Source organism: Rathayibacter tanaceti (genome assembly GCF_009834165.1).
Classification (GTDB): domain Bacteria; phylum Actinomycetota; class Actinomycetes; order Actinomycetales; family Microbacteriaceae; genus Rathayibacter; species Rathayibacter tanaceti.
This window is the reverse complement of sequence record NZ_CP047186.1, coordinates 401,032-414,790: the sequence shown is the minus strand read 5'-3', so window position 1 is coordinate 414,790 and position 13,759 is coordinate 401,032. Positions and strand designations below refer to the sequence as shown.

Below are 13,759 nucleotides of genomic sequence, written 5' to 3'. Positions count from 1 at the left end.
GCTTCGATCTAAGTAATTACACGGGGCATCCGCTGAGACCTACGGTGGTCCGATGGATCCCCGCGCCCGCGCCCTCTCGGGAATCGAGGCACTGACGATCGGGATCACGGTCCGCTCGATCCCGCGCGTCCTCGCTCCGCTGCTCACCACCGACCTGACGATCCAGCAGCTGAAGGCCCTCTCGGTGATCGTGACGACCGAGCAGGGGGCCACCGGGGCCGGGCTCGCGCAGAGCTTCGCAGTCTCGATGCCGTCGATGTCGAAACTCGTCGACCGGCTCGCAGCGAGCGGCCTGGTCGTGCGCGAGACCGACCACGCCGATCAGCGCGTGCGGCGGATCCACGCCACCGACCTGGGCCGCTCCGTGGTCCGCGAGCTGATGGCCGCACGGCCTGAGCTCGGCGAGGACGTGCTCGCGCGGCTCTCGCTCGAGGAACTCAAGGCTCTCGAGACCGGCCTGCGGGCGATCAGCCGGGAGCTGCGGGCGCGCGACTGATCGCCGCTACTGCACCGACCAGCCGCCGTCGGAGGCGAGCACGACGCCGTTGATGTTGGCGGAGTCGTCGCTCAGCAGCCACGTGATGGAGGCGGCCATGCGGTCGGCCTCGACCACGGGCGGGATCAGCGCCATGAACGGCGCGAGGCGCTCGCGCGCGAAGTCGCTCGACATCGTGCCCTCGATCGCCGTGGCCGTGGGGCCAGGAGCGACCGCATTGGTGCGCACGCCCGAGGGTCCGTAGAGGAATGCCGAGCTCTTCGTGATGCCGACGACCGCGTGCTTCGACGCCGTGTAGGCAGTGCCCGCCGCGTTGCCGCGCAGCGAGGCCTCGGACGCCACGTTCACGATCGCCCCGCGACCGGCCTCGAGCATCGCCGGCAGCACGGCGCGGCTGAGTGCGAACGTGCCGTCGACATTCACCGAGAACACCCGGCGCCAGAGCGCGTCCTCCGTCTCGTGCAGCGGAGTCATGCCGTCCATGATCCCCGCGATGTTCGCGAGGCCGTCGATGCGCCCTCCCGCCGCGGCCACGATCGATGCGACTCCGTCGGGAGAGGTGATGTCGGCGGTGACGGTGACGACCGAGCCCTCGGGAGCGGCCGCGGCGAGCGCCTCGATCCCGGCGGGGACGACGTCGACCGCGACCACGCGTCCGCCCTCCCGGACGATGCGGCGGGACGTCGCCCGGCCGATGCCCGAACCGGCGCCTGTGACGATGACCGTCCTGCCGGCGAAGCGGCCTGACGCCTCCCGCGGCGCCTCCTCCGTCTCCTCCGGCGGGATCACGCCGCCGTTCGCCTGCGCCACCAGCGTGTCGACGAGCTCCTGCGGGAACGCGCCGCCGCCCAGCTCCACCATCGCGCGCAGGGTGAGCTGCCGGGCCGGGTGCAGCGCCTCCTCGGACTGGCCGGCCCGCGCGAGGACGCCGCGGAGGATCGGGCCGCCGACGGAGTCGTCCAGCCACTCCTGGAGGGTGTTCTTCGAGGTGAGGACCATGGGGTCTCCTTCGGTCGGGATGGGCGACGAGGTCGTCGTGATAGTGAATATCACACACGAGACTGAGTCTCATCCGTGAGGGACGGCCCCGGCCGATCTCTTAGGCTGACCGCATGACAGCACCACTCCGCGACCGCACCCGCGCCATCCTGCGCGCGGAGCTCGCCGACGCGGTGCTCGCCGTCTTCCTCGAGCGCGGATACTCCGAGGTCACCGTCGAGGAGGCGGCACGACAGGCCGGGGTCTCGCGCGCCACGTTCTTCCGCTATTTCCGCAGCAAAGAGGACGTCGTGGTCGCCGCGGTCGAGGGCGACCGGGTCGACTACGCCGCGCCCGTGCTCGCGCTGCCCGCCGACTCCCCGCTCACCGGCTGGGGGCTGATCCGCGCCGCCGTCGAACCCGTGATCGACGTCGCGACCCGCGCACCCGACGCCTACCGCGCCAGGCTCCGGCTGATCGGGAGCGAATTCGCCCTCAAGGCGCGGCTGCGCGAGCGCCGGGCCGAGGGCGCGGAGTCACTGGCGGCGGCCCTCGTCACCCGGGGCACGGAGCCACTGACCGCCCGAGTGCTCGCCGCGGCGGGCCTCGCCGCGGTCGACGTCGCCTGGGAGGAGTGGGCCGCCAGCGAGGACGCCGACTTCCGCGAGACGGTCGACGCCGCTTTCGCGCGGCTCGACCGGAGCGGTCGGCCCCCGCAGGCCCGAACAGGCTGACGCAGGGCAGCCGCACCGCCGACGACTCCACAACGACAGGCTCGAGGCGGGTGGGACCCGGCTGGCCTTCGACAGGGTCGGCACCTCGTGGATCGAGTCGTGACGGTAGGGCCGCCGGCCCGTGATCCGGTGGTGTCGACCGGCCGGATCACGGACGGGGATCAGCGGCGCGCGGCGGAGCGGCCTGCGAAGCGGGTGTAGACGAGCAGGACGATGATCGCTCCGATGATGGAGCCGATGATTCCGGCGGGCTGGAGGAAGCCGTCCATCGGGTCGTGCTGGAAGATCAGGAAGCCGAGGAAGCCGCCGACGAACGAGCCGACGATGCCGAGCACGATGGTCATGCCGATGCTGATGCTCTGCTTCCCGGGGACGATGAGCCGGGCCAGCGCTCCCGCGATGAGTCCGACGACGATGAGGCTGATGATGAGACCGAGCATGGCGGTCGTCCTTCCTTAGTGCGGGCGGGGGCCCGCTGGTCGGTTCCGCGGTTGCGGGACCGAGGGCTACCCAACCACCCCGGAGGAGGAGCCGGTACACCCCTGGGGGTGTGCTCGCGGCGGCCGGCGGTGCGGTAGCGTCCGACCATGACCCGCCGTTCGCCCCTCACCGTCGCGCTGGTCGACGACTACGACGTGGTGCTGACGGGTCTCGCGCACATGTTCGACCACTACCGCGACCGGGTGGTCGTCGCCGAGATCGACGCGAACGCCTCGCTCTCGGACCGGATCGACCTCGTCCTCTACGACTCCTTCGCGCAGCCGGAGGCGGACCACAACGAGATCGCGGAGCTGGTGCGGAACCCCCGCGCCGAGCACGTCGTCGTCTACACCTGGAACTTCGCGCCGGCCCTCGTCGAGGACGCCCTCGAGCAGGGCGTGCACGGGTACCTCTCCAAGACGCTGCCGGCGCGCGAGCTCGTCGCCGCGCTGGAGCGGGTCGCGGCGGGCGAGGTCGTGGTCAGTGAGCCTCCGCGCCGCGCCGGCTCTGCGCCGGGGCTGGACTGGCCGGGGCGCCACGAGGGGATCACCGACCGGGAGTCGGAGATCCTCGCGCTGATCACGCAGGGCAAGAGCAACGCCGACGTCGCGGCGCTCACCTACCTCAGCCCGAACACGGTGAAGTCCTACATCCGCAGCGTCTACGGCAAGATCGGCGCGACCAGCCGCACGCAGGCCGTCCTCTGGGGCGTCGACCACGGCTTCACCCCCGACCACCACCGCATCGACCACTGGCTCGGCGGCCCCTGACCCACCCGCCGCTCTCCTCTCCGCTCCCCTCCCCGCGACATGGGGCGGGGGCGCGCGCACCGCTACGGTGTCGCCATGCCCACCGACCGCGCGCCGACCATCCGCGACGTCGCGGAGCGGGCCGGAGTGTCGTACCAGACGGTCTCGCGGGTGCTCAACGACAGCCCGCAGCTGCGGCCTCGCACTCGGGAGCGCGTGCTCGCGGCGATCGAGGACCTCGGCTTCCGCCCCAGCGCGGCCGCCCGGGCCCTCGCGACCAGCCGCTCCGGCCTGATCGGGATCCTCGCCGCCGAGAGCCACAGCTTCTACGGAACCGCGACGGCGATGGCCGCGATCGAGCAGGCGGCGCGCGATGCCGGCTACCGCGTACCGGTGGTGAACGCGGCGCCCGATGCGGAGTCGCTGGCCGACGGCCTCGCGCACCTGCAGCGGGAGTCGGTGGAGGCGATCGTCGTCCTCGCCCCGCAGGAGCGCGCCCTCGAGGCGATCGAGACCCTCGCGATCGAGGTCCCCTCGGTGACGCTCGGCGCGACCGGCCGCGGAGCCGACTCCCTCCTCCTCGTCGACCAGGCCGCCGGCGCGCGGCTCGCCACCGAGCACCTCGTCGGCCTCGGCCACACCCGCATCGCGCACCTCGCCGGGCCGCAGCACTGGGTGGAGGCGCAGGCCCGGCTCGAGGGCTTCACCTCGGGGATGCGCGCGGCAGGACTCGCGCCGGCCGGCGTCGTGGAGGGCGACTGGAGCGCTGAGTCCGGCTACCGCGCGGGCCTGCGGATCCTCGACGAGACACCGGTGCCGACAGCGGTGTTCGCCGGCAACGACCAGATGGCGCTCGGACTCCTGCACGCCTGCGCCGAGCGGGGGCTGCGCGTACCCGAGGACCTCAGCGTCGTCGGCTTCGACGACGTGCCCGAGGCGGCGCACTACCAGCCGCCGCTGACGACCATCCGGCAGGACTTCGCCGAGGTCGGCCGCCGCACCATCGGCGTCGTGCTGGCCGAGCTGCGCGGCGAGGCGCCCGCCGTCGACCGCCCGGTGCCGCCGATGCTGCTGGAACGAGCGTCGACGGCGGCGCCGCGGAGCTGACCGCCGCAGGCGCCCGCGCTCACCCCGCGTGTACGCGCGTCGCGCCCTACGCCTCACCCCGCGTGCGGCAGCAGCACCTCCACCCGCCCCTCGCGCACCCGCGTCTCGAACCGCGGCTGCGGCGAGGTGGCCGGACCGCGCAGCACCTCGCCGGTCTCGAGCGAGAAGGCACTGCCGTGCCAGGGGCACAACACGCACGCCGCCCCCGAGGCGTCCGCCGAGACCTCTCCCTCGTCGAGCGGGCCGGAGAGGTGGCTGCAGACGTTCGAGAGCACGTCGATCCGCTCGCCCCGCCGGAAGGCCAGCAGGGGCAGGCCGGCGACCTCCTTCTTCACGGGGGTCCGCTCGGGCACGTCCGCCAGGAGGCCGAACGCCTGCCAGCCGGAGGGGAAGCGGTGCGGGACGTCCTCGGCGTGGTTCGCTCCGGCGGCCTGCCGGTAGCTGAGGTGGCCGCCCAGGTAGCCGCCGCCCGAGACGACGGCGAGGCCGAGCATCCCGAGCACCTTCCCGCTGGTCGTGCGACCGCGCCGGCGCTGCAGCCAGGACGCCGCGTAGAGGCCCGTCGCGACCACGTTCGCCGCCGAGTGCACGAGGCCGACGCGGGTCTGCTGCTCGTGCAGCTCCGACCAGTCGGTGAAGCCGGAGGCGGCGGTCGGCAGGACGCTGACCACGCCGAGGCCCACAAGGGACCGCGCCGCACGCTGGTTCCCGGGCAGCAGGTCGAGCACCGCCGCCGACACCCAGGCGCCGGTCGGCACGAGGACGAGCAACGGATGCACGGGGTGGCCGACCGGGACGCCGTGCAGCACGTCGCGCACCGGCTGCGGGCGGATCACGCCGTTCACGGCCTTCCGCACCCGGCCCACGAGCGGATCGAGGGCGGCGGCGTTCTCGAGGCGGGTCACGAGTCTCACGAGCTTCATCTCACGCATGCTTCAGAGGACCGCGGGAGCGCGCGCGGCGGAAGGGGCTTGCGGGAGCCGCGCAGCAGTCGATCCGACCTCCCGCGACGGATCGACGGCCGGGCCCGGACCCCCGCTTGCTTGCCGACCGCGAGCCGTTTCGCCTACGCTGACCCGGGGCTTTGTGAACGGTCACATCGCCCGAGCGAGGAGCATGATGGACCAGCGCAGGCCCACCCCCGCCGACGTGATCGCGAGCGGCGCCACCGCCCTCGGCATCGAACTCGGCTCCACCCGGATCAAGGCGTGCCTGGTCGATGCGGCCGACCCCTCCACGGTCCTCGCAGTCGGCAGCCACGAGTGGGAGAACCAGTTCGTCGACCGCCGCTGGACCTACTCCCTCGACGCCGTGCACGCCGGCCTCCAGGCCGCCTACGCCGACCTCGTCGCCGACGCACAGACCCGCCACGGCGTGCAGCTCACCACGGTCGGCGCGCTCGGCGTCTCGGCGATGATGCACGGCTACCTCCCGTTCGACGCGGACGGGTCACCGCTCGTCCCCTTCCGCACCTGGCGCAACACCAGCACCGGCCCCGCGTCGGCCGAGCTCACCGAGCTGTTGGGCGTCAACATTCCGCTGCGCTGGTCGCTCGCGCACCTGCACCAGGCGGTCCTCGACTCCGAGCCGCACGTCGAGCGGATCGACTTCCTCACCACCCTCGCGGGTTACGTGCACTGGCGCCTCACCGGCGAGAAGGTCCTCGGAGTCGGCGACGCCTCCGGCATGGTCCCGACCGACCCGGCCACCCGCGACTACGACCAGAGCGTCGTCGACCGCTACGACGAGCGCGCGGCAGGCGCCGTGAAGCCGCTGCGCGAGCTGCTGCCGACCGTGCTCCCCGCGGGCGCCGACGCCGGCGCGCTCACCGCCGACGGCGCGCTCCTGCTCGACCCCACCGGCTCCCTCCGGCCCGGCGCCCCCGCCTGCCCGCCCGAGGGCGACGCCGGCACCGGCATGGTGGCCACGAACTCCGTCGCCCCGCGCACCGGTAGTGTCAGCGCCGGCACCAGCATCTTCGCGATGGTCGTCCTCGAGCGGCCCCTCGAGAGCGTGCACCACGAGCTCGACCTGGTCGCGACCCCCGCGGGCGACCTCGTCGCGATGGTGCACTGCAACAACGGCGCCAGCGAGCTCGCCGGCTGGGTCGGCCTCTTCTCCCGGTTCGCTGCGGCCTCGGGCGGACCCTCTGACAGCGACGCCGTCTACGGCACCCTCTTCGCCGAGGCGCTCGAGGGCGAGGCCGACGCGGGCGGACTGCTCGCCTACAACCACCTCGCGGGCGAGCCGATCGCTGGCCTGGTCGAGGGCCGCCCGCTGGTCGTGCGCACTCCCGACTCGCGTCTCACGCTCGCCAACTTCATGCGCGCCCAGCTCTACGGGGTGTTCGGCACGCTCGCGCTGGGCATGCGGGTCCTCGCCGGCGAGGGCGTCCGGATCGACGAGATGTTCGCGCACGGCGGCATGTTCCGCACCGCCGGAGTCGCCCAGCGCTTCCTCGCGGGCGCGCTCGACGCGCCCGTGTCCGTCGCCGCGACCGCCTCCGAGGGAGGCCCGTGGGGCATGGCCGTGCTCGCCGCCTACCGCCTGCAGAGCGGAGTCGCGCTCGACGAGTACCTCACCGGCCAGGTCTTCGGCGACGCCGGCTTCGAGACCGTCGCGCCCGACGCCGGCGACGTCGCCGGCTTCTCCGCCTACCTCGAGCGCTACCGCGCCGGCCTCGCCGTCGAGCAGGCCGCCGTCGAGACCCTCACCGACCCGCAGAACCAGGGAGCGACCGCATGACCACTCACACCGCCGCCACCGAGGAGGCGATCGCCCGCGTCCGCGAGGACGTCGCCCGCCTCCACGCCGAGCTGGTCCGCTACGGCCTCGTGATCTGGACCGGCGGCAACATCTCGGGCCGCGTGCCCGGCGCCGACCTGTTCGTGATCAAGCCCAGCGGCGTCTCGTACGACGAGCTCGCCCCCGAGAACATGATCCTCTGCGACCTCGACGGCACCGTCGTCCCCGGGACGCCCGGCAGCGACCGCAGCCCCTCCAGCGACACCGCCGCACACGCCTACGTGTACCGCGAGATGCCCGAGGTCGGCGGAGTCGTGCACACGCACTCGACCTACGCCACCGCGTGGGCGGCCCGCGCCGAGCCGATCCCCTGCGTCATCACGGCGATGGCGGACGAGTTCGGCGGCGAGATCCCGATCGGCCCGTTCGCGATCATCGGCGACGACTCCATCGGCCGCGGCATCGTCGCGACACTCTCGGGGCACCGCTCGCGCGCGGTCCTGATGCAGAACCACGGAGTCTTCACCATCGGCAAGGACGCGAAGGACGCCGTGAAGGCGGCCGTCATGGCCGAGGACGTCGCCCGCACCGTGCACCTCGCGCGGCAGGGCGGCGAACTCGTCCCCCTCCCGCAGGAGTCGATCGACGCCCTGTTCGACCGCTACCAGAACGTCTACGGACAGAACCCCACCGGAGCCATCGCATGAGCACGACCAGCAGCCCTCGATCGGGCAGCATCATCCCCGACCTCGCCACCCGCACCGTCTGGTTCCTCACCGGCAGCCAGGACCTCTACGGCGAGGACACCCTCCGCCAGGTCGCCGAGCAGTCGCAGGCCGTCGTCGCGCAGCTGAACGAGGCGAGCGCGATCCCGGTGACCATCGAGTGGAAGCCGGTGCTGAAGAGCTCCGAGGCGATCCGCCGCACCATGATCGAGGCGAACTCCGACGACTCCGTGGTGGGCGTCATCACCTGGATGCACACCTTCAGCCCCTCGAAGATGTGGATCCACGGCTTCGACGCGCTCGCCAAGCCGCTGCTGCACTTCCACACCCAGGCGAACGTCGCCCTGCCGTGGCAGGACATCGACTTCGACTTCATGAACCTCAACCAGGCCGCGCACGGCGACCGGGAGCACGGCTACATCCTCAGCCGGATGAGCGTGCCCCGGAAGACCGTCGTCGGCCACGCCAGCGACGCCCGGGTCACGGAGTCGATCGGCATCTGGTCGCGCGCCGCCTCGGGCTGGGCCGCCTCGCAGAGCATGAAGGTCGCGCGCTTCGGCGACAACATGCGCAACGTCGCCGTCACCGAGGGCGACAAGACCGAGGCCGAGATCCGCCTGGGCGTCAGCGTCAACACGTGGGGCGTCAACGAGCTCGTCGAGCGCGTGGATGCTGCGACGGCCGCCGACATCGATGCGCTCGTCGCCGAGTACGTCGAGAGCTACGACGTGGCACCCGAGCTGCTCCCCGGCGGCGAGCGCCACGAGTCGCTCCGCTACGGCGCCGCGGTCGAGATCGGCCTGCGCGCGTTCCTCGAGGAGGGCGGCTTCGAGGCGTTCACCGACAACTTCGAGGACCTCGGCGGTCTGCGCCAGCTCCCCGGCCTGGCCGTGCAGCGCCTGATGGCAGACGGCTACGGCTTCGGCGGCGAGGGCGACTGGAAGACGGCCGTCCTCATCCGCATCGCCGCCGTGATGGGCGCCGGCCTGCCCGGCGGCACCAGCCTGATGGAGGACTACACCTACGACATGACGCCCGGCGAGGAGCTCATCCTCGGCGCGCACATGCTCGAGGTCTCGCCGTCCCTGTCCTCCGAGCGCGCCTCGCTCGAGATCCACCCGCTGGGCATCGGCGGCCGCGAGGACCCGGTGCGCCTGGTCTTCACCGCGGATGCGGGCCCTGCCGTCGTCGTCGCGCTGAGCGACGTGCGCGAACGCTTCCGCCTGGTGGCGAACACGGTGCAGAACGTCGAGCCCCCCGAAACGCTCCCGCACCTCCCCGTCGGCCGCGCCGTCTGGCAGCCCGCTCCGGACTTCGGCACGAGCGCTGCGGCCTGGATCACCGCCGGCGCTGCGCACCACACGGTCATGACGACCCAGATCGGCCTGGAGGCGTGGGAGGACTTCGCCCGCATCGCCGGTGTCGAGCTGCTGGTGATCGACGAGTCGACCACGCTGCGCGGCTTCGAGGCCGACATCCGCTCCAACGCGGCGTACTACCGCCTGTCGCAGGGCCTGTAGGGCCTGCGACCCGAACGGCCGGCTCCTGCGGGGCCGGCCGTTCGTCGTTCCCTGGCCCGACAGTCGGCGCCGCGGATCAGCCGGGACGCCGTGCCCCGCTGCTTCGCGGCTTACGAGGCGGCCGAGGGCAGGCCTCCCGTCGGCGTTGTCTCGTGCACCGGTCTGGGCTGGACGAGCTACGCCCTGGAGGCGCGGCGGCGCGGAGTCCTCGAGCGCCGCCCCCTGTTCACGGCGCTCGGTCGACGCCACGTGGTCGGGGCCGACGGGACGACGACCAGCAGCGACACCGTGCTCCGACCGCAGGCGCGAGCCGACGGCCGCGTGCACCTCATCGGCTACGGCGCGTCGCAGTCGACGGTCGGAGCCGACCGGGCCGGCCGGGCCACGGCGGCAGCGCTGATCCGGCGGCTCGATCGGGACTGAGCACTCAGACGAGCTCGTCGTCGAGAGCCCGCCCCGATCGGAGCGTTCGATCGAGCCGCACGGACTGCACCAGGACGCCTCATCCACTCCCACCGGGCCTTCTCGCAGACCAGCACCGAGGATCGCCCGGGAGCCGACGACGCGGCGGCTCCGCGACCCGGAGTCGCTGTCAGGGCAGCTGCGCCGCGGCCACGACCGCGGCCGCCCGGCTCCGGGAGTCGACGTCGAGCTTCTTGAAGATGCTCGCCAGGTGGAACTTCACCGTCGACTCCGAGACGGTCAGCGCCCGCGCGATGTCGCGGTTGCGGCTGCCCCGCAGGAGGTGCTGGGCGACGTCGAGCTCGCGCTGACTGAGGGCGGCGAGCGGATCGGTCCGCGGAGTCGGCTGAGCGGTGATCGGAACCGAAACGACGACCGTCGTGCCCCAGTCGGGCACAGCGTCGACGTCGAGCCGGGCGCCCACCGCGGTCAGCCGCTCCTGCACACGGGAGGAGTCGAAGGCTTCGCGCGCGAGCGCACCCGGGCCGTCGTCGCGCACCGTGGCCACGAGATCGGCGTCCGTCAGCCGCCAGCCGACGTGGATCCGGCGGAGTCCGGACTGCTCCTCGAGCATCGTCTGCACGATGGTCCTGACACTCGCCCGCGCCGTCGCGGCGACGTCCGCCGGCAGCGATCTGCCCGACGCGTCGTCGTCGCGCAGCGGGCTGACGTCGAGGCGCACGCCCCGCGGTCCGGTCATGCGCAGGAGGGAGGCGGTCAGCGACGAGGACGCCTCGGCCGCACTCTCCTCGGCGAGGATCCGGTCGAGCTCGAGCCGCGACCTCAGCTCCACGAGACCGCTGACGGCGACATCGAGCGTGCGCCTCCTCGCTTCGGCGTCGGCCAGCGTGCGATCGCGCAGGACGGCGACGAGCGCAGTCAGCAGCACCGAGTGCGCGTCTCCGAGCTCGGCCAGCGCGACGGCGCGGGCTGAGGCCGCCGCACGCGAGATGGCGAGCCACTCCGGCGCCGCCTCGTTCCGCAGGCCGTCGCGGTGCGCGGTGACCACCTCCCAGAGCCCTACGGCCGCCCGGATGTCGTCGGGGTCGATCGGCTCCTCGTCCGTCCGGATCAGGACGAGCAGGGCGCGCTGCTCGCCGGTGCCGCTGACCAGAGCCAGCACGGGCACCTCGACGTTCGCGACCACCGCCCGCCCGAGCCACGCACCCGGCGACCCGGCCCTCTCGCCGATCCCGGTCATGTCGGCGACGCTGATCGATGAGCCCGGCGCGCCGGGCGAGGCGCCGAGGCTCTTGAAGGGAGCGAACGGGCAGTTGGCCGCCAGCTGGGCGATCACGCTGTGCGGGACGGCGTCGGCGAGCAGCGCGGAGAGCCGCGCCTGCGTCTCGGTCAGGGGAGCCCGGAGAACCTCCACGGAGGACATCAGATCCATGACTCCGACGGTAGACCGCCGCCCGTCCGGGCGGCAGTGCAAGGACTGACCGTTCGGCCAGGATGCTCCGACCCTTCGGCCAGTCCGGCCGGAGTCGAGCCGCGGCAGGCTGGAGGGAGAAGAGCAACGAGGACGGGAGCCCCCATGAAAGCAGTGCTGTACACCGAGTTCGGCGACACGGACGTTCTGCAGGTGCAGGACGTCGACGCCCCGCACGCCGGCGCCGGGCAGATCCGCCTCCGGGTCGTCTCGGCGGGGATGAACCCGGTCGACGTCAAGATCCGCCACGGCTGGATGGCAGACATGGCTTCGCAGCTGCCCGCCACTCCGGGCCTGGAAGCCGCCGGGATCGTCGACGAGGTCGGCGAGGGCGTGCACGGAGTCGCGGTCGGCGACGCCGTGCTGGCGCCGACCGTCACCGGCTCGTACGCCGAGCACGCGATCGCCGACGACTGGGCGCTGAAGCCGGCCGGCCTGAGCTGGGACACGGCCGCGGCCCTCCCCGTGGGACTCGAGACGGCCGATCGGGTGCTGGAGGAGCTCGCCGTCACCGCCGGAGAGACGCTGGTCGTCCACGGCGCCTCCGGGATCGTCGGAGCCTTCACCGCGCAGCTCGCGCTCCGTCGCGGCGCGACCGTCGTGGGCACCGCCTCCGAGAAGAACCACGACTTCCTGCGGTCGCTGGGGGTCGTGCCGGTCGCCTACGGTCCCGGGCAGGCCGAGCGGATCTCGGCCGTGACCCCGAACGGCATCGACGCGATCGCCGACATCACGGGCCGTTCTGTGCTGGAGCTCTCGATCGAGCTGCTCGGCGGCACGAAGCGGTTGGTGACGGTGAGCGATCCGCGCGCGTTCGAACTGGGAGTCGTCTTCTCGGGGCAGAACCGCCGCTTCGGAACCTCGCTCGCGCGGTACGCCGCCCTGGTGGAGGCGGGCGAGCTCACCGTCCGCGTCGCCGCCGGATTCCCGCTCGCCGCGGTGCACGAGGCGAGCGCCCTCGTCGAGACCGGCCGCTCGGACGGCAAGGTCCTCCTCCACCCGTAGCCCGCAGCTCCCCCGCACCATCACCACCACCAGAAAGAAGAGAAGGACCCCATGCTCCAGATCGCCACTCTCGACAGCTCCACCCCGATCTCGCTCCAGCACGAGGTCGAGACCGGCCCCGTCACCATCATCAACACCTTCGTCGCCCCGGAGGGCGCGGAGGAGGAGGTGCTGGCCGCGTGGGCCGCCGACGCCGAGTACATGAAGCGGACCGGGAACCTCCTGGCCGTGCAGCTCTACCGCGGCATCGCCGGGAGCCGGCTCTTCACGAACGTCGCCGTATGGGCGTCGCCCGCCGCCCTCAAGGCCGCTGCCCGGACCGATGAGTTCGCAGCGCACGCCGCCGCCTACCCGGACGGCACGCTCGCCTACCCGCACCTCTACCAGAAGGTGGCGGTCGAGGGCATCTGCGCCGGCGAGTGACACGACACGAGGGGCCCGCCCGTCCTCGCCGAGATCGGCGGGCGGGCGGGCCCCTCGTGCATCGGGCCCCGCGGGAGGCTCAGGCCGTGTAGCGCTGAGCCAGGGTCGGCCGGATGTTGCCCGAGGTGATCCCCTGCTCCGACTCGGCGAGTCGCTCCAGCAGACCGACGTCCTCGAGTCCGGGCAGGCAGATGACCTCGCCCCGCTCGAAGCCGGCCAGAGCCGCCACGGCGACGTCCTCGGGAGTCATCGCCGCAGGCACGACGGAGGCCCCGCCGTTCCACTCCGACGAGACCAGGCCGGGGCAGACGACCGTCGCGCGCACCCCGGTGCCCGCGAGCTCGCCGGCGAGCACGCGGGTGAACGCCACGATGCCCGCCTTGGCCGCCACGTAAAGGGCCCGCTGCGGCAGCCCTCGGCCGCCGTCGGGGGCGGTTGCGATCCCGGCGCTGAACGCCAGAGTCGAGGCGACGGTGATGATGCCGCCGCGGGAGCGCTCGAGCATCCCCGGCAGCACCGCCCGGGTGAGGAGCGGCGTGGCGTCGGCGTTCAACGTCCACGCGCGGCGGAGCGCCTCCGGGTCGAGTTCGGCGAAGGGACCGTAGGCGCTGACGCCGGCGTTGGAGACGAGGAGATCCACGTCGCCCGCTCCTGCGCGGGCGACGACGCGCTCGAGTCCGGCGGGGTCGGAGAGGTCCTCGGCGAGGATCTCGGTCGTGGCACCGAGGGCGGCGAAGCGCTCCTGGAGCTCGAGCAGTCGCTCCTGGCGACGGGCGACGAGGACGAGGTCGTGGCCGTCGGCGGCGAGGTCGGCGGCGAGGGCGGCACCGATGCCGCTGCTGGCACCGGTCACGAGGGCGAGAGGTCTGGTCATTACGACTCCTAATGTCATTGAGTGGTATC

At 72.8% G+C, this 13,759-nt stretch carries 15 protein-coding genes; 10 read left to right on the top strand and 5 right to left on the bottom strand.

All coding sequences use genetic code 11. From position 1 onward, the window contains the following. Positions 1-52: 52 nt before the first annotated feature. Entirely contained in the window at positions 53-496 is a 444-nt protein-coding gene (locus GSU10_RS01940; protein ID WP_068212030.1) for a MarR family winged helix-turn-helix transcriptional regulator, read from the top strand. A 6-nt stretch (positions 497-502) separates the two neighbouring features. Here GSU10_RS01940 and GSU10_RS01935 read toward each other — a convergent pair whose 3' ends face one another. Next, entirely contained in the window at positions 503-1,495 is a 993-nt protein-coding gene (locus tag GSU10_RS01935; RefSeq protein WP_068212028.1) for an SDR family NAD(P)-dependent oxidoreductase, read from the bottom strand. Between the two features lie 113 nt (positions 1,496-1,608). On the opposite strand from GSU10_RS01935, the gene GSU10_RS01930 reads away from it, so the two are divergent. Beyond that, positions 1,609-2,208, top strand: a complete 600-nt coding sequence (locus GSU10_RS01930) for a TetR family transcriptional regulator (RefSeq protein ID WP_068212026.1) — start codon at positions 1,609-1,611, stop codon at positions 2,206-2,208. A 161-nt stretch (positions 2,209-2,369) separates the two neighbouring features. Here GSU10_RS01930 and GSU10_RS01925 read toward each other — a convergent pair whose 3' ends face one another. Then, the gene (locus tag GSU10_RS01925; protein WP_068212023.1) at positions 2,370-2,648 is read right to left on the bottom strand and encodes a GlsB/YeaQ/YmgE family stress response membrane protein; all 279 of its coding nucleotides are present in this window, start codon (positions 2,646-2,648) and stop codon (positions 2,370-2,372) included. A 147-nt stretch (positions 2,649-2,795) separates the two neighbouring features. Between GSU10_RS01925 and GSU10_RS01920 the strand changes: the two genes are divergently transcribed. Together GSU10_RS01920 and GSU10_RS01915 are read left to right on the top strand one after the other, a co-directional pair. Next, a complete protein-coding gene (locus GSU10_RS01920) occupies positions 2,796-3,458 on the top strand; it encodes a response regulator transcription factor (protein WP_068212021.1) in 663 nt (220 codons plus the stop codon). Positions 3,459-3,533: 75 nt separating this feature from the next. Continuing rightward, a complete protein-coding gene (locus GSU10_RS01915; RefSeq protein ID WP_132505720.1) occupies positions 3,534-4,544 on the top strand; it encodes a LacI family DNA-binding transcriptional regulator in 1,011 nt (336 codons plus the stop codon). A 53-nt stretch (positions 4,545-4,597) separates the two neighbouring features. Here GSU10_RS01915 and GSU10_RS01910 read toward each other — a convergent pair whose 3' ends face one another. Then, a complete protein-coding gene (locus tag GSU10_RS01910) occupies positions 4,598-5,476 on the bottom strand; it encodes a Rieske (2Fe-2S) protein (RefSeq protein ID WP_068212015.1) in 879 nt (292 codons plus the stop codon). Between the two features lie 187 nt (positions 5,477-5,663). Here GSU10_RS01910 and GSU10_RS01905 point away from each other — a divergent pair, with 187 nt between their 5' ends. From GSU10_RS01905 to GSU10_RS01890, 4 genes are all read left to right on the top strand, one after another. Further along, positions 5,664-7,289, top strand: coding sequence for a xylulokinase (locus GSU10_RS01905; RefSeq protein ID WP_132505723.1), 1,626 nt, complete (start codon positions 5,664-5,666; stop codon positions 7,287-7,289). Further along, positions 7,286-7,996: an L-ribulose-5-phosphate 4-epimerase gene (locus tag GSU10_RS01900; RefSeq protein ID WP_068212204.1), complete on the top strand. Its 711-nt coding sequence runs from the start codon at positions 7,286-7,288 to the stop codon at positions 7,994-7,996. Before GSU10_RS01905 ends, GSU10_RS01900 begins: the two co-directional genes overlap by 4 nt. Next, entirely contained in the window at positions 7,993-9,534 is a 1,542-nt protein-coding gene (gene araA, locus GSU10_RS01895) for an L-arabinose isomerase (protein ID WP_068212203.1), read from the top strand. Before GSU10_RS01900 ends, araA begins: the two co-directional genes overlap by 4 nt. A 90-nt stretch (positions 9,535-9,624) precedes the next feature. Continuing rightward, a complete protein-coding gene (locus tag GSU10_RS01890) occupies positions 9,625-9,957 on the top strand; it encodes a hypothetical protein (protein WP_132505726.1) in 333 nt (110 codons plus the stop codon). 169 nt (positions 9,958-10,126) lie between these two features. Here the strand turns inward: GSU10_RS01890 and GSU10_RS01885 are convergent, their stop codons facing one another. Continuing rightward, positions 10,127-11,389, bottom strand: coding sequence for a helix-turn-helix transcriptional regulator (locus GSU10_RS01885; RefSeq protein ID WP_132505729.1), 1,263 nt, complete (start codon positions 11,387-11,389; stop codon positions 10,127-10,129). A 144-nt stretch (positions 11,390-11,533) separates the two neighbouring features. Between GSU10_RS01885 and GSU10_RS01880 the strand changes: the two genes are divergently transcribed. Together GSU10_RS01880 and GSU10_RS01875 are read left to right on the top strand one after the other, a co-directional pair. Continuing rightward, positions 11,534-12,433: an NADP-dependent oxidoreductase gene (locus GSU10_RS01880; RefSeq protein WP_132505732.1), complete on the top strand. Its 900-nt coding sequence runs from the start codon at positions 11,534-11,536 to the stop codon at positions 12,431-12,433. 51 nt (positions 12,434-12,484) lie between these two features. Continuing rightward, positions 12,485-12,856 carry an antibiotic biosynthesis monooxygenase family protein gene (locus tag GSU10_RS01875; RefSeq protein WP_068212202.1) on the top strand — a complete coding sequence of 124 codons (372 nt, stop codon included), beginning with the start codon at positions 12,485-12,487 and terminating at the stop codon, positions 12,854-12,856. A gap of 79 nt (positions 12,857-12,935) precedes the next feature. Here the strand turns inward: GSU10_RS01875 and GSU10_RS01870 are convergent, their stop codons facing one another. Continuing rightward, entirely contained in the window at positions 12,936-13,730 is a 795-nt protein-coding gene (locus tag GSU10_RS01870; RefSeq protein ID WP_199220895.1) for an SDR family NAD(P)-dependent oxidoreductase, read from the bottom strand. Positions 13,731-13,759 lie beyond the last annotated feature (29 nt).

What these genes read in the sequence shown, in the direction of transcription:
- GSU10_RS01940 (WP_068212030.1), top strand. Translation starts at nt 53, where the DNA reads ATGGATCCCCGCGCCCGCGCCCTCTCGGGAATCGAGGCACTGACGATC.
- GSU10_RS01935 (WP_068212028.1), bottom strand. Translation starts at nt 1,495, where the DNA reads ATGGTCCTCACCTCGAAGAACACCCTCCAGGAGTGGCTGGACGACTCC.
- GSU10_RS01930 (WP_068212026.1), top strand. Translation starts at nt 1,609, where the DNA reads ATGACAGCACCACTCCGCGACCGCACCCGCGCCATCCTGCGCGCGGAG.
- GSU10_RS01925 (WP_068212023.1), bottom strand. Translation starts at nt 2,648, where the DNA reads ATGCTCGGTCTCATCATCAGCCTCATCGTCGTCGGACTCATCGCGGGA.
- GSU10_RS01920 (WP_068212021.1), top strand. Translation starts at nt 2,796, where the DNA reads ATGACCCGCCGTTCGCCCCTCACCGTCGCGCTGGTCGACGACTACGAC.
- GSU10_RS01915 (WP_132505720.1), top strand. Translation starts at nt 3,534, where the DNA reads ATGCCCACCGACCGCGCGCCGACCATCCGCGACGTCGCGGAGCGGGCC.
- GSU10_RS01910 (WP_068212015.1), bottom strand. Translation starts at nt 5,476, where the DNA reads ATGCGTGAGATGAAGCTCGTGAGACTCGTGACCCGCCTCGAGAACGCC.
- GSU10_RS01905 (WP_132505723.1), top strand. Translation starts at nt 5,664, where the DNA reads ATGGACCAGCGCAGGCCCACCCCCGCCGACGTGATCGCGAGCGGCGCC.
- GSU10_RS01900 (WP_068212204.1), top strand. Translation starts at nt 7,286, where the DNA reads ATGACCACTCACACCGCCGCCACCGAGGAGGCGATCGCCCGCGTCCGC.
- araA (WP_068212203.1), top strand. Translation starts at nt 7,993, where the DNA reads ATGAGCACGACCAGCAGCCCTCGATCGGGCAGCATCATCCCCGACCTC.
- GSU10_RS01885 (WP_132505729.1), bottom strand. Translation starts at nt 11,389, where the DNA reads ATGGATCTGATGTCCTCCGTGGAGGTTCTCCGGGCTCCCCTGACCGAG.
- GSU10_RS01880 (WP_132505732.1), top strand. Translation starts at nt 11,534, where the DNA reads ATGAAAGCAGTGCTGTACACCGAGTTCGGCGACACGGACGTTCTGCAG.
- GSU10_RS01875 (WP_068212202.1), top strand. Translation starts at nt 12,485, where the DNA reads ATGCTCCAGATCGCCACTCTCGACAGCTCCACCCCGATCTCGCTCCAG.
- GSU10_RS01870 (WP_199220895.1), bottom strand. Translation starts at nt 13,730, where the DNA reads ATGACCAGACCTCTCGCCCTCGTGACCGGTGCCAGCAGCGGCATCGGT.